The sequence below is a fragment of the Acidaminococcales bacterium genome (genome assembly GCA_031290885.1).
Lineage (GTDB): Bacteria > Bacillota > Negativicutes > Acidaminococcales > JAISLQ01 > JAISLQ01.
The window spans coordinates 12,659-30,882 of sequence record JAISLQ010000037.1 but is presented as its reverse complement, the minus strand read 5'-3'; the positions used below and the strand labels follow the sequence as shown (position 1 = coordinate 30,882).

General features: G+C 56.0%; 13 protein-coding genes and 1 tRNA gene. 8 read left to right on the top strand and 6 right to left on the bottom strand.

Annotation, left to right across the window (positions count from 1 at the left end; all coding sequences use genetic code 11):
* The first annotated feature begins 14 nt into the window (after positions 1-14).
* The 6 genes from grpE to mtaB are packed head-to-tail and all read left to right on the top strand — an operon-like array spanning position 15 to position 6,614.
* Positions 15-581 carry a nucleotide exchange factor GrpE gene (grpE, locus tag LBO03_04700; GenBank protein ID MDR3348888.1) on the top strand — a complete coding sequence of 189 codons (567 nt, stop codon included), beginning with the start codon at positions 15-17 and terminating at the stop codon, positions 579-581.
* 21 nt (positions 582-602) lie between these two features.
* On the top strand, positions 603-2,444 hold the full coding sequence (gene dnaK / locus LBO03_04695) for a molecular chaperone DnaK (protein MDR3348887.1): 1,842 nt from the start codon (positions 603-605) through the stop codon (positions 2,442-2,444).
* A gap of 19 nt (positions 2,445-2,463) precedes the next feature.
* The gene (dnaJ, locus tag LBO03_04690) at positions 2,464-3,600 is read left to right on the top strand and encodes a molecular chaperone DnaJ (GenBank protein ID MDR3348886.1); all 1,137 of its coding nucleotides are present in this window, start codon (positions 2,464-2,466) and stop codon (positions 3,598-3,600) included.
* Positions 3,601-3,622: 22 nt separating this feature from the next.
* Positions 3,623-4,555, top strand: coding sequence for a 50S ribosomal protein L11 methyltransferase (gene prmA, locus LBO03_04685; GenBank protein MDR3348885.1), 933 nt, complete (start codon positions 3,623-3,625; stop codon positions 4,553-4,555).
* 6 nt (positions 4,556-4,561) lie between these two features.
* Complete coding sequence (locus LBO03_04680) at positions 4,562-5,308, top strand: 16S rRNA (uracil(1498)-N(3))-methyltransferase (GenBank protein MDR3348884.1); 747 nt, start codon at positions 4,562-4,564, stop codon at positions 5,306-5,308.
* Positions 5,301-6,614 carry a tRNA (N(6)-L-threonylcarbamoyladenosine(37)-C(2))-methylthiotransferase MtaB gene (gene mtaB, locus LBO03_04675; protein ID MDR3348883.1) on the top strand — a complete coding sequence of 438 codons (1,314 nt, stop codon included), beginning with the start codon at positions 5,301-5,303 and terminating at the stop codon, positions 6,612-6,614. Before LBO03_04680 ends, mtaB begins: the two co-directional genes overlap by 8 nt.
* Positions 6,615-6,713: 99 nt before the next feature.
* Here mtaB and LBO03_04670 read toward each other — a convergent pair whose 3' ends face one another.
* Both LBO03_04670 and LBO03_04665 read right to left on the bottom strand, forming a co-directional pair.
* A complete protein-coding gene (locus tag LBO03_04670; GenBank protein MDR3348882.1) occupies positions 6,714-7,598 on the bottom strand; it encodes a TIGR03915 family putative DNA repair protein in 885 nt (294 codons plus the stop codon).
* Positions 7,577-8,893, bottom strand: a complete 1,317-nt coding sequence (locus tag LBO03_04665; protein ID MDR3348881.1) for a putative DNA modification/repair radical SAM protein — start codon at positions 8,891-8,893, stop codon at positions 7,577-7,579. Before LBO03_04665 ends, LBO03_04670 begins: the two co-directional genes overlap by 22 nt.
* Positions 8,894-9,033: 140 nt before the next feature.
* Between LBO03_04665 and LBO03_04660 the strand changes: the two genes are divergently transcribed.
* Together LBO03_04660 and LBO03_04655 are read left to right on the top strand one after the other, a co-directional pair.
* The gene (locus tag LBO03_04660) at positions 9,034-10,512 is read left to right on the top strand and encodes a helix-turn-helix domain-containing protein (GenBank protein ID MDR3348880.1); all 1,479 of its coding nucleotides are present in this window, start codon (positions 9,034-9,036) and stop codon (positions 10,510-10,512) included.
* Positions 10,513-10,526: 14 nt separating this feature from the next.
* Entirely contained in the window at positions 10,527-11,693 is a 1,167-nt protein-coding gene (locus LBO03_04655) for an MFS transporter (protein ID MDR3348879.1), read from the top strand.
* Between the two features lie 112 nt (positions 11,694-11,805).
* On the opposite strand, the gene LBO03_04650 is transcribed toward LBO03_04655, so the two are convergent.
* The 4 genes from LBO03_04650 to LBO03_04635 all read right to left on the bottom strand — a co-directional run bounded on the left by LBO03_04650 (position 11,806) and on the right by LBO03_04635 (position 18,212).
* Entirely contained in the window at positions 11,806-15,618 is a 3,813-nt protein-coding gene (locus LBO03_04650) for a response regulator (GenBank protein MDR3348878.1), read from the bottom strand.
* Between the two features lie 491 nt (positions 15,619-16,109).
* Positions 16,110-16,184: transfer RNA gene (locus LBO03_04645), tRNA-Gly, on the bottom strand.
* Positions 16,185-16,287: 103 nt separating this feature from the next.
* Positions 16,288-16,935 carry a CoA pyrophosphatase gene (locus LBO03_04640; GenBank protein ID MDR3348877.1) on the bottom strand — a complete coding sequence of 216 codons (648 nt, stop codon included), beginning with the start codon at positions 16,933-16,935 and terminating at the stop codon, positions 16,288-16,290.
* Between the two features lie 53 nt (positions 16,936-16,988).
* Positions 16,989-18,212, bottom strand: a complete 1,224-nt coding sequence (locus tag LBO03_04635; protein MDR3348876.1) for a hypothetical protein — start codon at positions 18,210-18,212, stop codon at positions 16,989-16,991.
* Positions 18,213-18,224 lie beyond the last annotated feature (12 nt).

The window sequence follows — 18,224 nt, the reverse complement described above, 5'->3', positions numbered from 1 at the left end:
AAAAGGGTGAAAAAATGACAGATGAAGTGCTAAACGGCGAACAGACGCCGGAAAACCAGGATCCGGCCGCAAAGCGTCCGGATTTGCCCGAAACGCCGCCGGCGCCCGAAGAAGACGGAGCCGAACAGGAAGCGCCCGAAGGCGATCAGCAGGCCGGATTGGAGGAGATGACGGCAAGGCTGAAACGGCTGCAGGCCGATTTTGATAATTTCCGGCGGCGCAGCCGGGCGGAAGCTGAACAGTTGTCGCTGTTCGTCAGCGCCCGGCTGGTGGGCAGTTTCCTGCCGGTAATGGACAGCCTTGAGCGCGCCTTGGCCGCCGGCGAAACGGAAGGCGCGGAAAGCCTGAAAAAGGGCCTTGAACTTATTTGCCGGCAAATGGAGAAAAGCTTGGCCGACGCAGGGGTGGAAAAGATAGCCGCTTTAGGCGGCACATTTTCGCCGGATTTGCACGAGGCGGTGATGAACAGCCAAAACCCGCAGCTTCCGGACGGGCAAATCGACTGCGTATTCGAGGAAGGGTATAAACTCAAAGATAAAGTAATACGGCACAGCAAGGTAAGAGTTGTCAACAATTCATAATTTCAAGGAGGTTTTTTTATTATGGCTAAAGTGATAGGAATAGATTTAGGGACAACAAATTCGGTTGTTGCCGTTATGGAGGGCGGGGAGCCGACGGTTATCCCCAATCCCGAGGGCAGCAGGCTCACGCCTTCGGTGGTGGGTTTTTCCAAGTCCGGCGAGCGGATGGTCGGTCAATTGGCCAAAAGGCAGGCCGTTTCCAACCCTGACCGCACCATAAGTTCCATCAAGCGGCAAATGGGAACCGACCACAAAGTAACGATTGACGGCAAAGATTATTCGCCGCAGGAGATTTCCGCGATGATCCTGCAAAAACTCAAAGAGGACGCGGAAAAATATTTGGGCGAGGGCGTAAAGCAGGCGGTCATAACCGTGCCGGCTTATTTTACCGACAGCCAGCGCCAGGCCACCAAAGACGCCGGGCGCATAGCCGGCCTGGACGTGCTCAGGATTATCAACGAGCCTACGGCGGCCGCCTTGGCTTACGGCATAGACAAAAGCGACGACCATACCATACTGGTGTTCGACTTGGGCGGCGGGACGTTTGACGTTTCCATACTGGCGCTGGGCGACGGGGTATTCGAAGTCAAGGCTACCAGCGGCAACAACCGCCTGGGCGGCGACGATTTTGACGAGCGGGTGATGAACTGGCTTGTGGCGGAATTTAAAAAAGACAGCGGCATAGACCTCTCCAACGACCGGATGGCCATGCAGCGGCTGAAGGAAGCGGCGGAAAAAGCGAAAATAGAACTTTCCGGCGTTTTGACCACCAATATAAACCTGCCTTTTATCACGGCCGACGCCAGCGGGCCAAAACATCTTGACATGAACCTCAGCCGCGCCAAATTTGACGAAATGACGGCCGATCTTGTGGAAAAGACCATGGGCCCGACCCGGCAGGCCCTAAGCGACGCGGGGCTGAAACCTTCCGATATCGACAAAGTTATCTTGGTCGGCGGATCCATCCGCATACCGGCCGTGCAGGAAGCGGTCAAAAAATTCATCGGCAAAGAGCCGCACCGCGGCGTCAACCCTGACGAGTGCGTAGCCGTCGGCGCGGCTATCCAGGCGGGCGTACTGGCGGGCGAGGTAAAAGACGTGCTGCTTTTGGACGTAACGCCGCTTTCTTTGGGCATAGAAGTGCTGGGCGGCGTGTTCAGCAAGATAATCGAACGCAACACCACCATCCCGACTTCCAGCAAACAGGTGTACTCAACGGCTTCCGACAATCAGCCGTCGGTCGACATACACGTGCTGCAGGGCGAACGCGAATTTGCCGCCGACAACAAGACGCTGGGGCGCTTTGAACTGTCCGGCATTCCCCCTGCGCCGCGCGGAGTGCCCAAAATAGAAGTGGAGTTTGACATAGACGCCAACGGCATAGTCAACGTCAAAGCCAAAGACCTGGGCACAGGCAAAGAGCAAAAAATTACCATTACCTCCTCCAGCGGCCTCAAAAAGGATGAAATCGACCGCATGGTCAAAGAGGCCGAGGCGCATGCCGCCGAGGACAAAAAACGCAAGGAAGAAGTGGAAATCCGCAATCAGGCCGACTCGCTTGTCTATCAGGCGGAAAAGACCGCCAAGGACATGGCCGGCAAAGGCGAGGACGATCTTATCGGCAAGGTAAACGCCGCAGTTGAAACCCTGAAGGAAACTTTGAAAGGCCAGGATTTGGAAAAAATAAAAGCGGATACCGAGGCTTTGACCAAACCGCTTTATGAGCTTTCCGCCGCCTTGTACAAGCAGACGGAAGCGGCCGGCGCGGCCGGCGCGGCCGGCGCCGACGCGGGGCAGGCGGACGGGAAAGCCGGCGACAATGTTGTTGACGCCGAAGTAGTTGACGACAAAAAAGGCAATTAAGTTTTGGGCGGTGTGATAGGTGAGCAAAAAAGATTACTATGAAGTGCTGGGCGTGCCCCGCGGCGCTTCCGACGACGAAATCAAAAAAGCCTACCGCAAACTGGCTCGCCAATATCACCCCGACGTAAATAAAGACAACGCCGGCGCGGCTGAAAAATTCAAAGAGGTCAACGAAGCCAACGCGGTGCTTTCCGACCCGGAAAAACGCCGCCAATACGACCAGTTCGGGCATGCCGCTTTCGAGGGGGCGGCCGGCGGCGGGTTTGATTTCAGCGGGTTTACCGGCGGCGGGGTGGAAGATATATTTGATATGTTCTTCAGCGGAGCGCGCGGCGGCGGCCAGCGCGCAAGCGCTGCGGAACGGGGCGCCGATCTGCGCCTCAATCTTGAGATAAGTTTTGAGGAAGCCGCTTTCGGCGTCGAGAAAGAAGTCAAAATAAAGCGCAGCGAACCCTGCGCAAGCTGCCGCGGCAGCGGCTCCGCTTCCGGCGGCCACGCCGACGTGTGCCCGGAGTGTCACGGATCCGGACAAATAAAAGTTACGCAAAACACCATGTTCGGGCGGATGGTCAACGTCCGCCCCTGTCCCAAATGCCAGGGCGAGGGCAGGATCATCAAAGATCCCTGCCGGGCTTGCGGCGGTACCGGCTGCGTACGCAATACGGCCACGATCAAGGTGCGCGTGCCGGCCGGGGTGGACGAGGGGACGCGGCTCAGGGTCAGCGGCGGCGGCGATGCCGGCCTGCGCGGGCGGCAAAGCGGCGATTTGTATGTGTACATCTCAATCGCCCCGCATAAACTCTTCGCCCGCGATGGGCAGACGGTATTTTGCGAAGTGCCGATAAGCATTGTGCAGGCGACGCTGGGCGCGGAAATTGAGGTGCCGACGCTTGACGGCAAGGCCAGTTTCAAGGTGCCGGAAGGCACTCAGCCCAATACGACTTTCAGGCTCAAAGGCAAAGGCATACCGCGCCTGCAGGGGATCGGCGGCGGCACCCGCGGCGACCAGATGGTAAAAGTAAAAATAGTCGTGCCCAAAAACCTCACAGGCAAACAAAAAAACCTTTTGAAAGCTTTCGCCGACGAAACTGGCGACAACATGAATCCAGAAGAAAAAGGGTTCGCCAAAAAGCTGAAAAGCCTTTTCGGCGGCTGACGCGGGACGCGAGGCTTATGCAATGGATTGGCTGGAAGTAGCTGTACCTGCCGTATATGCGGCCACCGAAGCGGTGGCTGATATTTTTGTGCAGCTTGGCGCGGGCGGGACGGCCATTGAGGATCCCCGTGAGCTCAATTTTCACATAAAATCCGGGCTGTGGGATTGTACCGATCTTAAAGAGGCCGCAGATACCGGCGTGGCGATAGTAAAGGCGTATTGGCCGGAGGACGGGCGCATAAAAGACAGGCTGTCTGTTTTGGACAAGCGCCTTGCGCTTGTCGGGGAAAGGGTCCCCGGCGCGATAGCGGGCAAAATCAGCTTTTGCCGGGTCAAGGAAGAGGATTGGGAAAATTCCTGGAAACAATATTTTCATCCTGTCCGCATCGGCCAAAGAATAGTGATTAAACCCTCCTGGGAAGGCTATGCCGCCAAGGACGGCGATATAATCATACACATCGATCCGGGCATGGCCTTCGGCACGGGCACGCATCACAGCACCTGCCTGTGCGCGGAAAAGCTTGAGCAAATCATACGGCCCGGCCAGACGGTTTTTGACGCGGGAACCGGTTCGGGGATACTTTCCCTGCTGTGCGCCCGGCTGGGCGCCGAGCGGATAACGGCCGTCGACTCCGATCCGGTGGCCGTCGCCGTTGCCCGGGAGAACGTCCGTTTAAACGCTCTCACGGACAAAATAAACGTGCTGGAAGGGGATTTGCTCGCGCCCGCCAAAGGCCGGGCGGACGTGATTGCCGCCAATATTACGGCCGACGTCATCAAAAGGCTTTTGCCGGCGGCCGCGCGCAAGTTAAAGCCGTCCGGCGTATTTTTGGCCGGCGGCATTCTTTCGGGGCGCGCGGACGAAATAATCGCGGCCGCCGGCGCGGCGGCTCTTGCGGCGGACGAAGTCGTGGAAAGGGAGGGTTGGGCGCTTTTGGCCATGCGCAAAAAGTAGATAATTATGCGCAAATTTTTCATTAAGGGCGAACTCTCCGCCGCCCCGGCCCTGTCGGCGGAAGATTCCCATCACGTGAAAAACGTCCTTAGGCTGAAACCGGGCGATTTTCTGTGCGTGGCCAACGAAACGGGGCAGACGGCCATAGCGGAAATAAAAAGCCTGAAGGGCGGACAGGTCAGCCTCAACCTGACGCAGCTGGCGCCCAAAAAGCGCGAGAGCGCTTTAAGTGTCGTTCTCGGGCAAGGCCTATGCAAAGGCGACAAAATGGATTTTGTCTGCCAAAAAGCCGTGGAACTGGGCGCGGCCGCCATAGCGCCGCTGGCGCTGGAACGCAGCGTCGCCCGCTATGACGCCGCCGGGGCGCGGCTGAAACAGCAGCGCTGGCAAAAGGTCGTTTTGGCGGCCGGCAAACAATGCCGGCGGGACATCCTGCCATGCGTGTACGCCCCTATGTCCTTGCCGGAAGCGCTTGTCCGCTTCCCTTTTGATTTGGGGATAATCGCTTATGAAGGCGAAACCGGGCAAGGGCTGCGCGAAATTTTGCGCGGCGTCAGCGTGCGCCCGGGCAGAATTCTGTTGCTTATCGGCCCGGAAGGAGGGTTCGGCGCGGCGGAAATAAAGGCGGCGGAAGAAGCCGGCGTACGGCGCGCAAGCCTCGGCCCGCGCGTACTGCGGACGGAAACGGCGGCCATTGCCGCTTTGTCCGTCATCATGTACGAATTTGGCGATTTGGGGGAAACCAATGCGTAAAGTGGCCTTCCTGACGCTCGGCTGCAAGGTCAACCAATCGGACAGCGGGGCGATGGAACAATTGTTTTGCCGGGCCGGTTATCGGGTTGTGGACTTTACGGAGCCCGCCGACGTTTATATAGTGAACACCTGCGTCGTAACCGATGCCGCCGAGCGCAAGTCCCGCCAGATGATCCGGCGCGCAGCGCGGCAAAATCCCGGTGCCGTGGTCGCCGTAACCGGCTGTTATCCCCAGACCGGGGCCGAAACGGTCAAGCGCCTCAAAGGGGTGGATATAATCGTCGGCACGGACAAAAGGCTGGAAATAGTCTCCTTGGTGGAAAACGCCCGGCAATCCGCCTGCCTGGACGCGGCGGGCGCGTTCCCCACCGGCGCGGGCTTTGAGGAATTGCCGTCAGGCAATGTAAATGCGCGCACCCGCGCGTATCTTAAAATACAGGAAGGCTGCGACCAGTATTGCAGCTATTGCGTCATCCCTTACGCCCGGGGCCCTTCGCGCTCGCGCCCTTTAGCAAGCGTGCGGGCGGAAACCGTCCGGCTGGCGGACGCGGGATTTCGCGAAATAGTGCTCATAGGCATACATCTTGGCGCCTACGGCGCGGAAAGGACTGCGGGCGGAAACCTTTGCGCCGCAGTGAAAGAAGTCCTGTCTGTTGGCGGCCCGCAACGGCTGCGGCTGGGCTCGATAGAACCGACGGAACTGGACTTTGAGCTTCTTTCCCTCTTAAAAAACGACCGGCGGCTTTGCCGGCATCTGCACCTGCCCCTGCAGTCAGGCTGCGACGCCGTTCTGCGGGCAATGCGGCGCCCTTACCGGGCGGCCGATTTTCAGCGGATTGTGGACGAAGCGCGCCGCCATGTCCCGGACATGGCGATCACCACCGACATTATTGTCGGCTTTCCCGGCGAAACGCCGGCAATGTTCGCCGAAACCTGCGCCTTTGTGGAAAAGATGGCTTTCAGCAGGGCGCATATATTCCCGTTTTCCCCGCGCGCGGGTACGCCCGCCGCCAATTTCCCCGACAAAGTCGGGCGGGAGGAGAAAGCCGCCCGGGCAAAAGAACTGGCGCGGATCGCGAAAGAGGCGGAAAAAAATTTTTTAAGCGGCCTACGGGGGAAAGAACGCGACGTATTGTTTGAACAGGCGGAGGGAGAAACGCTCATGGCCGGCCTGACCGACGACTACGCAAAAGTATTTGCGCCTTTGGACAATTCCCTTTTGGGCGGGATCGCCCGGGTATCGATTGCCGGCCTTAAAGCCGGCGGCGTCGCGGCAAAGATACTTCGCCAAAAGGCTTTATCGTGACATGATCTGTTGCAGTAGGTTTTCCCCGCAATAGGGACAACGCCCGTCCCCTATTTCATTGGGGCAATCTAAGCATTGGCGCATAAATGTGTGCTTTTATTAAATTTCTTGCCGCCGCGCCGTTCTGTCCGGCGCTTCTTCCTTGGCCGGCCTGTCCTCCTGAAACTCGGTCATCTGCGGCCGGTAGCGTTGGGGCAGCCGCGATGCATAGGCGCGCCGATTTTCCCTGCTTTTTATAGTAACATTGTCATAGAAAATGCGCCACAGGCGGCGATAGGCCTTTTCTGCCTCATCGAATTCCGGCGGGATAAAGTCCCCGGCCTCAAATAGCCGCTCTTGAGCGCCGCTATAGACAAACGCCGATCGGTGGGCACGATCATAGATAAGAAACCGCTCGTTGGGCAGGCGCTCCCTAAAATGCCGGCCCAAAAGGCGCAAAATAAAATTCTCCGGCTCTATCACCGCCAAAAGTACGCCGCGATACTGGGAAAAACGCAAAAATCCCCGGTATCTTTCCGCTTCTTTGTCCCGGCGCAGCACCGCCTTATATAATATGAGCACGCGCTCGTCCGCGAGCATTTCCAAAACCGGCGGGCCTTTTTCACAGGCAAGCTGCAAAAAGCGCAGCATGCAAAGTTCCTTGCCGTCCAAGCAGGTAAGGAAGGCGCGGCGCAGAAAGCGCAAAACCTCCCCGCCCAAATTTTCCCGAATGAAATTCGCCGTCCAGTCGGCCTTTTCCGCATCGCGGCGCACCTGGCGCACGGCGAAAAGCGGCAGGGCATAGGCCGGTTCCCGGCAGACGGCGCAAGGAATTTCCCGGCGGCGCCAACTGGCGAAGGCGCAGCAAAGAAAACCGCTGAAACTGCCGTCATAGCTATAAACGACCGCTTTCTGCGGACAGTCGGCAAAACGCCGCGCAAAGGCGCCGGGCGGCCGATTTTTCGGCTGCGCCGCTTTCGGTTTCACGTCTTCCCGGCTATGCATTTCCCCCACCCCTCTTCCCCCGCGCTTTCCCGGTCGAACAATTCCAGCTGCCGCTGCCCGAAATTCTCTTGTCGGCGGTATAACTTCATTTCCTGCGGCGACATAATAAAGGGAAGGAGCATTTCCGGACGCGCCGGCAAAATTTGCCGGGCCTTGTCCCGGCAAACGATAAAATATTGGGCGCGTTTTATTGCCACGCCGATTTTGCGCAAAGCGGCCAAATCCAAAGAAGCGCTTTTGCGGGCGGCGACGATCCGCCGGGCGCTGACGACGCCGATGCCGGGTACGCGCAGCAATTCGGCGTAGCGCGCCCTGTTCACGTCAACCGGGAAAAATTCGGGATGGTTGACCGCCCAGTTGCACTTGGGGTCGAGGAAAGGATTAAAATCGGGCTGGCGCTCGTCAAGTATTTCATCGGCGGTGAAATTATAATGCCGCAGCAGCCAGTCGGCCTGATAAAGCCTGTGTTCGCGCAGGAGCGGCGGCTTGGCGCCGACCGCCGGCAAGTCGCTGTCGGCCACCATCGGCAGATAGGCGGAGAAAAATACCCGTTTTAAGCGGAATTTTTGATAAAGCCCTTCGGTCAGTTTAAGTATCTGCCGATCGGTTTCGGGGGAAGCGCCGATGATCATCTGGGTACTCTGCCCGGCCGGCGCGAAGCGGGGGACGTTTTTGTACACCGTAAGCTCGTGCGAATTTTCCGCGGCGCGGTTTTTGATAAAGTCCATCGGCCCTAACACCGCCCGTTTGCTTTTGTCCGGCGCCAAAAGCCTCAGGCTGGCCTCGGACGGCAACTCGATATTTACGCTTATCCGATCGGCCAAAAGCCCCAATTGTTCATGCAAGGCGTTGCTGGCCCCTGGTATGGCCTTGGCGTGTATATAGCCGTAAAACCTGTATTCGCGCCGCAAAATGCTTAACGTCCTGACAATGAGCTCAACCGTGTGGTCAGGATCTTTAATGACCGCCGAACTCAAAAACAAGCCTTCAATGTAGTTGCGCCGGTAAAATTCCATGGTCAGAAGGGCCAACTCGCGCGGCTCAAACACTGCGCGCGGTATGTCGTTGCTGCGGCGGTTGACGCAATACTTGCAATCGTATACGCAAGCGTTGCCCATAAGCACCTTCAAAAGCGAAACGCACCGGCCGTCGGCGGTAAAGCTATGGCAGCAGCCGCCCAGCAAGGCGCTTCCTATGCCGCCGGGGGCGGCCGTTCTCGCCGCTTTGCTGGAAGTACAGGCAACGTCATACTTAGCCGAATCCGTAAGTATCTGCAATTTTTTCGGTACATCCATCGCGCCCATCTCCACGAACATTTGTTTGCAAAAAGTATAACATGTATTGTTTGCCCGCGCAAAGTATTTTTTGTTTGCATGTCCGAAAATGGCTGGCATTTTTAGTTAACAGGGCTTAAAATAATTCCGGGGTGAGGAAAATGCGGCAGAAAGAAACGCTGGACCCGGATAGTTGCTATGCGGCGGTCAAGGCGCGGGATTCACGCTTTGACGGCCGGTTTTTTGTCGGGGTGCGCAGCACGGGCATTTATTGCCGGCCCATTTGTTCCGCCCGCGTGCCTAAAAAAGAAAACTGCGTTTTCTTCGTCAGCGCGGCGGCCGCCGAAAGAGCCGGCTACCGTCCGTGCCTGAAATGCCGGCCGGAACTTGCGCCCGCTGACGCGCTCGCGCCCGTCGACGCCGCCGGGCGGCTGGCGCGCCGGGCGGCGCTCCTTATGGAGGAAAATGGCCTTGCCGATACCAGCCTTGCCGGTCTGGCCGACGGGCTCGGCGTTACGGACAGGCATCTTCGGCGGGTATTTTTCGCGCAGTTCGGCGTTTCCCCTTTGCAATACCTGCAAAACCGCCGGCTGCTTTTGGCTAAAAGCCTGCTCACCGATACGGCCCTGCCCGTAACCGAAGTGGCCTTTGCCGCCGGCTTTGGGAGCGTCAGGCGCTTTAACGACATTTTTCGGCGCTTCTGCCGGCTGTCGCCCAGCGCCCTGCGAAAAAACGGCGGGGAACAAGACGGCGCGCAGGGGGGAATAACTTTGCTGTTAGGCTACCGCCCGCCCTACGATTGGGACGGCATTCTCGATTTTCTGGCCGGGCGCGCCATTGCCGGCGTGGAGAAAGCCGAGGGGGGGAAATATTGCCGCAGCGTGGGAATGGCAAGCGGCGGGAAGAATTATTGCGGCTGGCTGGCGGTGGAGAACCTGCCGAAGAAAAATTGCCTCTCCGTAACTTTGGCAAGCAGCTTGCTCCCTTTATTGAGCAAAATTCTTTCCCGGGTGCGGAATATGTTCGATTTAGATTGCCGCCCGGCCCAAGTCTATGAACAACTTTCCGTTTTAAATGATTTGCGGCCCGGCCTGTGCAAGCCCGGGTGCCGGCTTCCCGGTTGCATCGACCCTTTTGAGGCGGCCGCGCGGGCGGTCATCGGCCAGCAAATCACCGTCAAAGCGGCCCGTACCTTGGCGGGCAGGTTGGTCCGGGTTTATGGGGCGAAAATTGCCGCGCCCGTCGCGGGATTGACAAACGTCTTTCCCTCGCCGGAAGCTATTTTCCCTGTTTTGGGCCCGGAGGGGGAAGAACTTACGGCAATCGGCCTGACGCGCGCCAAAGCGCGGGCTGTCCGGGCTTTGGCGGAAAGCATCCTGACAGGGCGGCTCAATCTTTCCGCTTCCGCCAGCCCGGAGGAAGCCGTCTCCCTTATCAGGGAAATGCCGGGTTTTGGCGATTGGACGGCTGAATACATTGCCATGCGCGCTTTAGGCTGGACGGATGCCTTTTTGCCAACCGACCTTGGCGTCCGAAAAGCATTTCCCGGCCTGTCCGCAAGGCAACTGCGCCGCCTGGCGGAAGCGTGGCGGCCCTGGCGCGCTTATGCCATGCTAAATATTTGGCAATATCAACAATGAGGGGGATGTCCAAAATGAAACTCAATCGCTATAACTACCTGGTCATGGCCGCCCATACCGCCTGCGACATAAATCAGGGCGCTTTGCCGGCAATTTTGCCTTTTTTGATTTTGCATAACAATTTGAGCTATACATCCGCGGCCGGCCTGATGTTCGCCGCCAACTTCATTTCCGCCGCCGTGCAGCCTTTGTTTGGCTATCTGGGCGACAGGGCGTCCTACCCTTGGCTGATGAGCCTTGGCATCGTCATGGCGGGCAGCGGCCTGGCGGCCATTGGTTTTCTGGAAAATTATTGGCTGATTTTTTTCGCGGCCATGCTCTCCGGCGTTGGCATCGCGATCTTTCACCCGGAAGGGGGGCGGATGACCAATCTGATTTCAGGCGGAAAATCCGCCCAGGCCATGAGCTTTTTTATCGCCGGCGGCAATTTGGGCTTTGCCCTCGGCCCATTGCTTGTATCCTTTGCTTTTCTAAGTTTTGGCGGACAAGGCAGCGCCGTCCTTTTTGTGCCGGCGGCCTTGATGTCCGGCCTGTTGATCCTTTGCCAAAAAAACCTGCGCGTTTTCAACAAAAAGCCGCCAAAGGAAAAACAAGCCGCTTCGCCGGCGCAAGCGGACGACTGGCTGAGTTTTTTTCGGGTGTCGCTGCTTTTGATCTGCCGGTCGATCATGACTTACGGCCTGATGACCTTCATACCGCTGTATTGGATTAACATCCTAAAGCAAAGCGCCGCCTCCGGCAACGCCAAACTCACCGTCTTTTCCCTGTCTAACGCCGCAGCTACCATATTGGGCGGCTATTTCGCCGACAAGTATGGTTATGGCAAGGTAGTCAAAGGCAGCTTTTTCACCCTCCTGCCCGTCCTTTTGCTTCTTCTCAATACCGGGGACGCGCTTTTGGCCACTTTGCTCATCCTGCCGCTGGCCTTCTCCCTCAATCTTTCTTTCGGATCGCTCGTTACCTTGGGGCAGGGGTTTCTCCCCGGCCGCTTAGGGATGGCCTCCGGCATCATGCTGGGCGCCAATGTCAGCATAGGCGGCCTGTCAATGCCCGGCCTTGGCTGGATAGGCGACCATTACGGCTTGACCGCCGCCATGTACGCTATCGCCGCAGTTTCCGCATCAGCCATCTTGTTCACTTTTGTCTTGCCCAAGCCGCGGATGGCGAAAGCTATGCCGTAACGCCCCCGCCGCCGGAGAAGCCTTCCGGCGGCGAAAGTCCGGCGCCCGCGCAAACAGCAAAGCCAGCCCTTATGAGGGCTGGCTTTGCTGTTTTATGTTTCCGGTTTTTAGTTTACGCGGCGGCAATTTCCCGCAAGGTACGGTAAAAGTTTTCCACATCAATAGGTTTGGTCAAATGGCCCTTCATGCCCAAAGCAAAACAGCGTTTCTTTTCTTCGTCAAAGGCATGGGCGGTCAGGGCGAAAATCGGAATGTCCCGATATCGCGGCATGCCCAAAATAGTTTTGGTCGCTTCATAGCCGTCCATTACCGGCATTTGCAGATCCATTAAAATCAGGTCGAAGGGCGCCCGCCCCTCATTGGCCAAAGCAGCGTCCGCCAGGCGTTCCAAGGCTTCCCGGCCATTTTGCGCCCCGGTAACTTCAACGCCGACGGCGGCCAACAATTCCGTGGCAATCAAAGCGTTGACCTCGTTGTCTTCCACCAGCAGAACGCGCATGCCGCGCAGCAGGGCGTTTTCATCGGCATCCGCCGCTTTTGCCGCCGGGGCGCCCTGCGACGCGTCGGCAAGCGGGAACGCGCAGGAAAAGCTGAACGTCGTCCCCGCGCCTTCTTTGCTGGCGACGGTTATTTTCCCTCCCATCAGTTCGGCCAACTGGCGGGCAATGGTCAGGCCAAGCCCGGAGCCGCCGTATTTGCGGGTGGCGGAGTTGTCGGCCTGGTTGAAAGCGGAGAAAATATTCCCTATTTGCTCTTCGCCCATGCCGATGCCCGTATCCGCCACGGCGAACCCAAGCGTAACCTCGCCGTTTCCCTGCCGAGCGACGGCGGCGCGAACGGCAATGGAACCTTTTTCGGTAAATTTGTAGGCATTGTCGATAAGATTGATAAATATTTGCCGCAGGCGCACCGGATCGCCTACGACGGCGGGCGGCAGGGAAGGATCCAGTTCAAGGCGGAAGGCTATGCCGGATGCGGCGTTTTGTTCCTGATAAAGACTTGCCAGGTCGTTAAACATTTGCCGGACGTCAAAAGAGACGGTTTTTAATTTTATGGCGCCGGCATCGGCTTTGGAAAAGTCAAGAATTTCATCAATAATGTCAAGCAAGGCGGCGGCGGAGCGACCCATCTTTTTCGTATAATCGCGCTGCACGCTGTCCATCGGCGTTTTGAGCAGCAGATGGGTAAGCCCGATGACGGCGTTCAAAGGCGTGCGTATTTCATGGCTCATGTTCGCCAAAAAGAGGCTTTTGGCTTTATTGGCCGCCATAGCTGCCGACATGGCGTTCTTTAAATCAAGCAGCGTCCGCACACGGGCCAGCAGCTCGTCTTTGTCAAACGGTTTCTGGATATAATCATTGGCGCCGGACTGAAAGCCCAAAACGATGTCCTGTACCTGGTTTTTGGCCGTCAGCATAACTATGGGCAAATCAAACAGCGAATATCTTTCCCTTAACCGCCGGCAGACTTCATAGCCGGACATTTTGGGCATCATGACATCTAAAAGCACTATGTCGAATTTTTCGCCGCCGTTGATCATTTCCAGGGCTTCCGCGCCGCTATAGGCTTTAAATACCGAATAGTCCCTTATTGTCAGAAGATTGCTCAGCACTTGAATATTGACCGGCTCGTCGTCAACGGCAAGTATCTTGCAAGCCCCTTCCGCTACCCCGTTTTCTCCGCGTTCAACCGGCAGGCCGCTCCCGGCGAAATCTTCCGTATCAATGATCGCCCTTGCGTTTTTGGCCGCAACGGCATCCGCGCCCTGCGCGTTTGACAGAGGCAGCGTAAAGGTAAACTTGGAGCCTTTGCCCAATTTCGACTCAACGCGTATGGCCCCGCCGTGCAATTCGACAATCTTTTTAGTTATCGACAGGCCCAGCCCCGTCCCGCCGTATTCCCTCGCCGTGGAACCGTCGGCCTGCTCAAAGGACTCAAAAATTCTGTCAAATTTGTCTTCGGCAATGCCAATGCCCGTATCTTCAACGGAAATTGCGGCCATGTTGTTTGCAATCACGGCCGATACGCCGATCCGGCCTTTTTCGGTGAACTTGACCGCGTTGCCGATAAGATTGTAAAGTATTTGCTGCAGCCGGTTTTCGTCCGCGCCGACCAGCGCGAAAGAACTGTCGATCTCATTGGCCAGCGTAAGGTCCTTGTCCTTGATCATTGGTTTGGACAGGACTATAACGGTATCTACGATTATTTTCAGGTCAACGGGCTTTATGCGCAATGCTATTTCTTTGTTCTTCAGCCTAGTAAAGTCCAATATATCATTTACCATGTGGGAGAGCCGCTTGCCGCTGTTGGCGACAATCGCCAGGTTGTATTTTTGCTCTTTGGTGAGCACGCCGGCCGCCCCGTCGATCATGGACTCGACGATGCCAATAATGCCGTTGAGCGGCGTCCGCAGCTCGTGGGAGGTGTTTGCCAGAAACTCGTCCTTCAATTCGTTCAGCTTGTTCAGGTAAAGGTTCTTTTCTTCTAACTCCTTGGCGTACTTTTGCATTTCTTTGACAAGATTGTTGATTTTCGCCGCCATAAAGTGAAACGCTTTTGACAAGGCGCCGATTTCGTCGTTGCCCTGGATTAACGGCGGCTCTACGTCAAAATTCCCCTCGCCAAGGATTTTCGCCGCATTTGACAATACGAGCAAGGGCTTTGTAACGCTTTTGGCGATTAGATGCAGTATTAAGGCGATGATACAAATAGCTATTACGGACACGACGGCGACATAGTTTCTGATGTTGTTCGCGTTGTCCATAATTGTGGACATAGGGATGCTGACCGCGACCGACCAGGGAGTAGTAACGTCGCTGAAGCGGATGGGGACGTAGACAGTATAAAAATCCTTGCTGGCGGCAATGTATTTTTGGCCGTTTTTTATGGCGCCTTTCGCTTCCTCCGCGTAGCGCAGCGCGGCCGGATCCGCCTTGAGCAGCGCCAGCGCCATCTCGGGCGTCAGCAAGGACAGATCCAGATTGGCTTTATCGTTATTTTCCGCGTAATCTGCCAACTTGGCGGCAAATTGCATGTTTCGCTCGTATTTTTCTGCCTGTTCTTTGTCCGATGGATCACTTGCGGGGTTTTCGGAAATATACTCATTTGCGTATTTTATAGACTCCGCAGCCTTGGAAGGGTCGGCCGCCAACATCTCATACGCCAGGCCCTCCGCCAAACTTTTCCCCAAACGCGGCTTGTCGGGATGGGCCACGATGACGCCCGCGTTGGAAAAAATTTCCGTATATCCTTCCTGCCCGTGCGGATTTACCTTGGAAATCATCTCCTGCAACTTATCAAGGACTATGTCAGAAGAAACAATGCCGATGAACTTGTCGTTATGAATTATCGGGAAAACCATGCTGGCCAGCATTACAGGATGCCCCTGCACTTCGTAGGGGTAAGGGTCGGTAATATATTCATGCCGCCCTTCTTTTGGTATGATATACCAATCCGCTATGTCAATGTCATACAAAGGCTCGACGGCGATGTTGCCGCCGAGTTTGTTCCAATAAGGCGCGTACCGCCCCGTGCCGTCATATTCGGGGCCGACTCCGGCGTACTGCCGGTCTTTGCCATCCAGCGCGTCCGGGTCATAGGCGACGCAGAAAGCCGTTATATATTCTTTTTCCGCCAGAATGTTTTTTAAAATGTCGTTCATCATCTTGCGGTCAGTGAGATTGTTGGCCTTTAATGTTTCAAACACCGTCGAGAGGGTTTCCGAAGTTACCCTGGCGCCCTGCAGCTGCGCTTTAATCTCGTTCTTGTATTTGTCGGCCGTTTCCTCCGCCAGGTTGAACGCGCCCTTTTTTGCCATTTCGGCCGATTTGTCGGAAACAATGGCCGTCAGCGCTATAAAAGATACAATGACGACGCTGGAAACCAAAAAAAATATTTTTGTTTGCAAACTCAAATTTTTGAACATAACGTTACCTCATTTTGTGTATTTAATACTGTTCTCAGGTCAAAACATGGCTATGGCATGTTTGGAAACTCGCTTTCGGCATATTGCCAAGATAATTTTTCGTTGCGCCGGGAAGCGCCGGCAACGCATGCCGGAGGAAACCTCACAGGAGGCGCTGGCAAAGCAGGGCGGCAAATCGGCCGCAAAAATAGTATGATTTTAACTAAGAACAGTATAACATCAGATGCTTCATCAATTACAAAACAAAAGAACGGAAACCGATTGTAAAATCGATCCACGCTCTGATTACTCAAATTAAGTGCCCTGCCCGCGCCGGAACCCGCTTGTTTTATCATGGCGGCAAACTGAACTGCGCAATATTGTTGCCCCTGCCCGCGCCATTGCCTTGTAGGTTGCCTTCAGAATACTATTTTAAATTTATGCCGCAGCCCATTTGCAGCCCGGATCCATGATTTTCCAATAGACCGTAGTTCAAATAGCCGCTATTTTGCTGGAGCGGGCGACGAGGCTCGAACTCGCGACCCACGGCTTGGGAAGCCGGTACTCTACCACTGAGCTACGCCCGCTTAAAAACTCGACACCTTAAATAATAGCTTAAAACATGGATTTTTGCAACACGAGATTTTTCTTTTGAATTTTTTCCGGTCAGCGCGTAAAATCAATTGCCCTCTATTTGCTTTCTTGCCGGCATTTAAGGCAGCCTTGCAAAAAATCATGCAGTATTCTGGCGGTTAAGCCCCAGATAACATGTTTTCCATATTGATAAAAATATAAGTCGTAAATTTTTCTGACCCGCGGCCCACGAAAATAACCGGGCAGCAGGTCGTAAGGGAAATCATCGTCGGCCGGCTGCGTAACTACTTTTATTTTGCCGACCCGCGGCCGCATGTCCAGCAGGCGCTCAAAAGGGACGGTGAATACTTCCGCCACTTCGTCGCGGCTGGGCTTTATTTTCTCCGGCGCCAATATCCTGCCGACATAAGGATGGACGATCATGCCCATTTGCGCGGCCAAAGAGTCCAGCGGCCCGTATATTTCAACGTCGGCGGCGGCAACGGACAATTCTTCGCAGGTTTCCCTGAGCGCGGCAGCGCCGGCCGTTTCGCCCGTCTCCATCCGTCCGCCGGGGAAACAAATCTCGCCCGGCTGCCAGTCGAGGGTGGCTGAGCGCACCTGGAAAAGCACGGCCGGCCCTTCATCGGTGCGCAGCAACGGCAAAAGTACCGCCGCCTGGTCATAATCGGATTCATATTCGTAGCGCAGCCGGGACGGGCGTTTTTCAATGAATTTTTTTATCTTGGAATATTCGTCGCTCATGCCTTTGCCGCCTTGCCGATAGCCTGCCCCATGTTTTGGCCGGTAAATTTGCGTTACGCGAACAAATTCACCAACAAACCGTAATACTTGCTCACGTCGCCATAGGGCACGGCAAAATATACGCTTAAAGGGTTCCTTTGAACGCCGCGCGCCATGTTCCGCAAGACAAAGGCGAGCCCGCCGCCTTTTCCGCCTATATTGGCGATAAGCTCCGGCGACTTTCGCAGGCTTTCCGCCCCGGCGGCCTCGTCCAGTTCGAGCTCATAGCCGTTTTGCCTCACGCCCAGCCTGCCCGCGCCTTCGGCCAGACCGTCCGCGAACAGCCGGGAGAATACCTTAAACATTTCATCGGCGCGAACCGTCCTGCTATTTATAGCGAAAAAGGCTTTTTCAAAGGCGTTATAGCTTTCGACCAGATTGCCCAGCGCGCGCATGGAATAGCCGTTGTCAGGCTTAACGCTTATCCGCGCCTGGCCGGTACGCGCAAAATCCAGTTCCAGCTTGCCGTCGTCCAATACCAGATGGTTATGGGGGCGGACGTACTCCCGTCCGTCCACTACGACCCTTAAATCCTTGCCTTTTGCCGCCGGGCGCATGGCGAGCCTTGACAATATGCCCCCCCGATCGTCATAAAGGTCAAAAGCGCCGGCCGCGCCGCCTGAGGCGGCAACGACTTCCAAACGCGCATAGCCGTTTTCCCTTACGGCGAAAGCCCTGGCTGTTTTAGCAAAAGCATTGAGCGCGCCGGCCAGTTTGTTGACGATGTCAAGGGCCGTGTCAGTGCTGTTTGCGTATAAAATGGCTTTCTCGACATGCCCGCCCTTTTCGACCGCGACCGAATAAGTCCCGCCCTCAACGATGTTTTGCGTGTTGCACCAGACGGGTTCTGTGGCAAAGCTATAGTCGCCCGCCAATTCAAGCACTTGCGCAAGATAATCCTTTTTCGCGGCCAAGGCGAGCGCCCGGCCGGAGGCAAGGCCGTCCGTCTCCACTGTGAGCTTCGGCCATTCTTCTTCGACAAACTCTTCCGCTTGCTCCGCCAGGTTGCCGGCGGCATGCATAAGCGAAAAAATCTGCTTTTTATATTCATTTTGCGGTATGGCCGCCTCTTGCGCAAACAAGTTTTCGCTCAAGATAAAATTGGCCGCCGCAACGCCGTAAATCCTGGCAACCGAAGGCGCGGGCGCTTTAGCGTCCGCCGCCCGTACCGACCGCTTTTTCTCAAAATACTTCATGTCATACAAGCCGTAAGGCGTAAGCTGAAGTATTACGCTCATGCCAATCTCTCC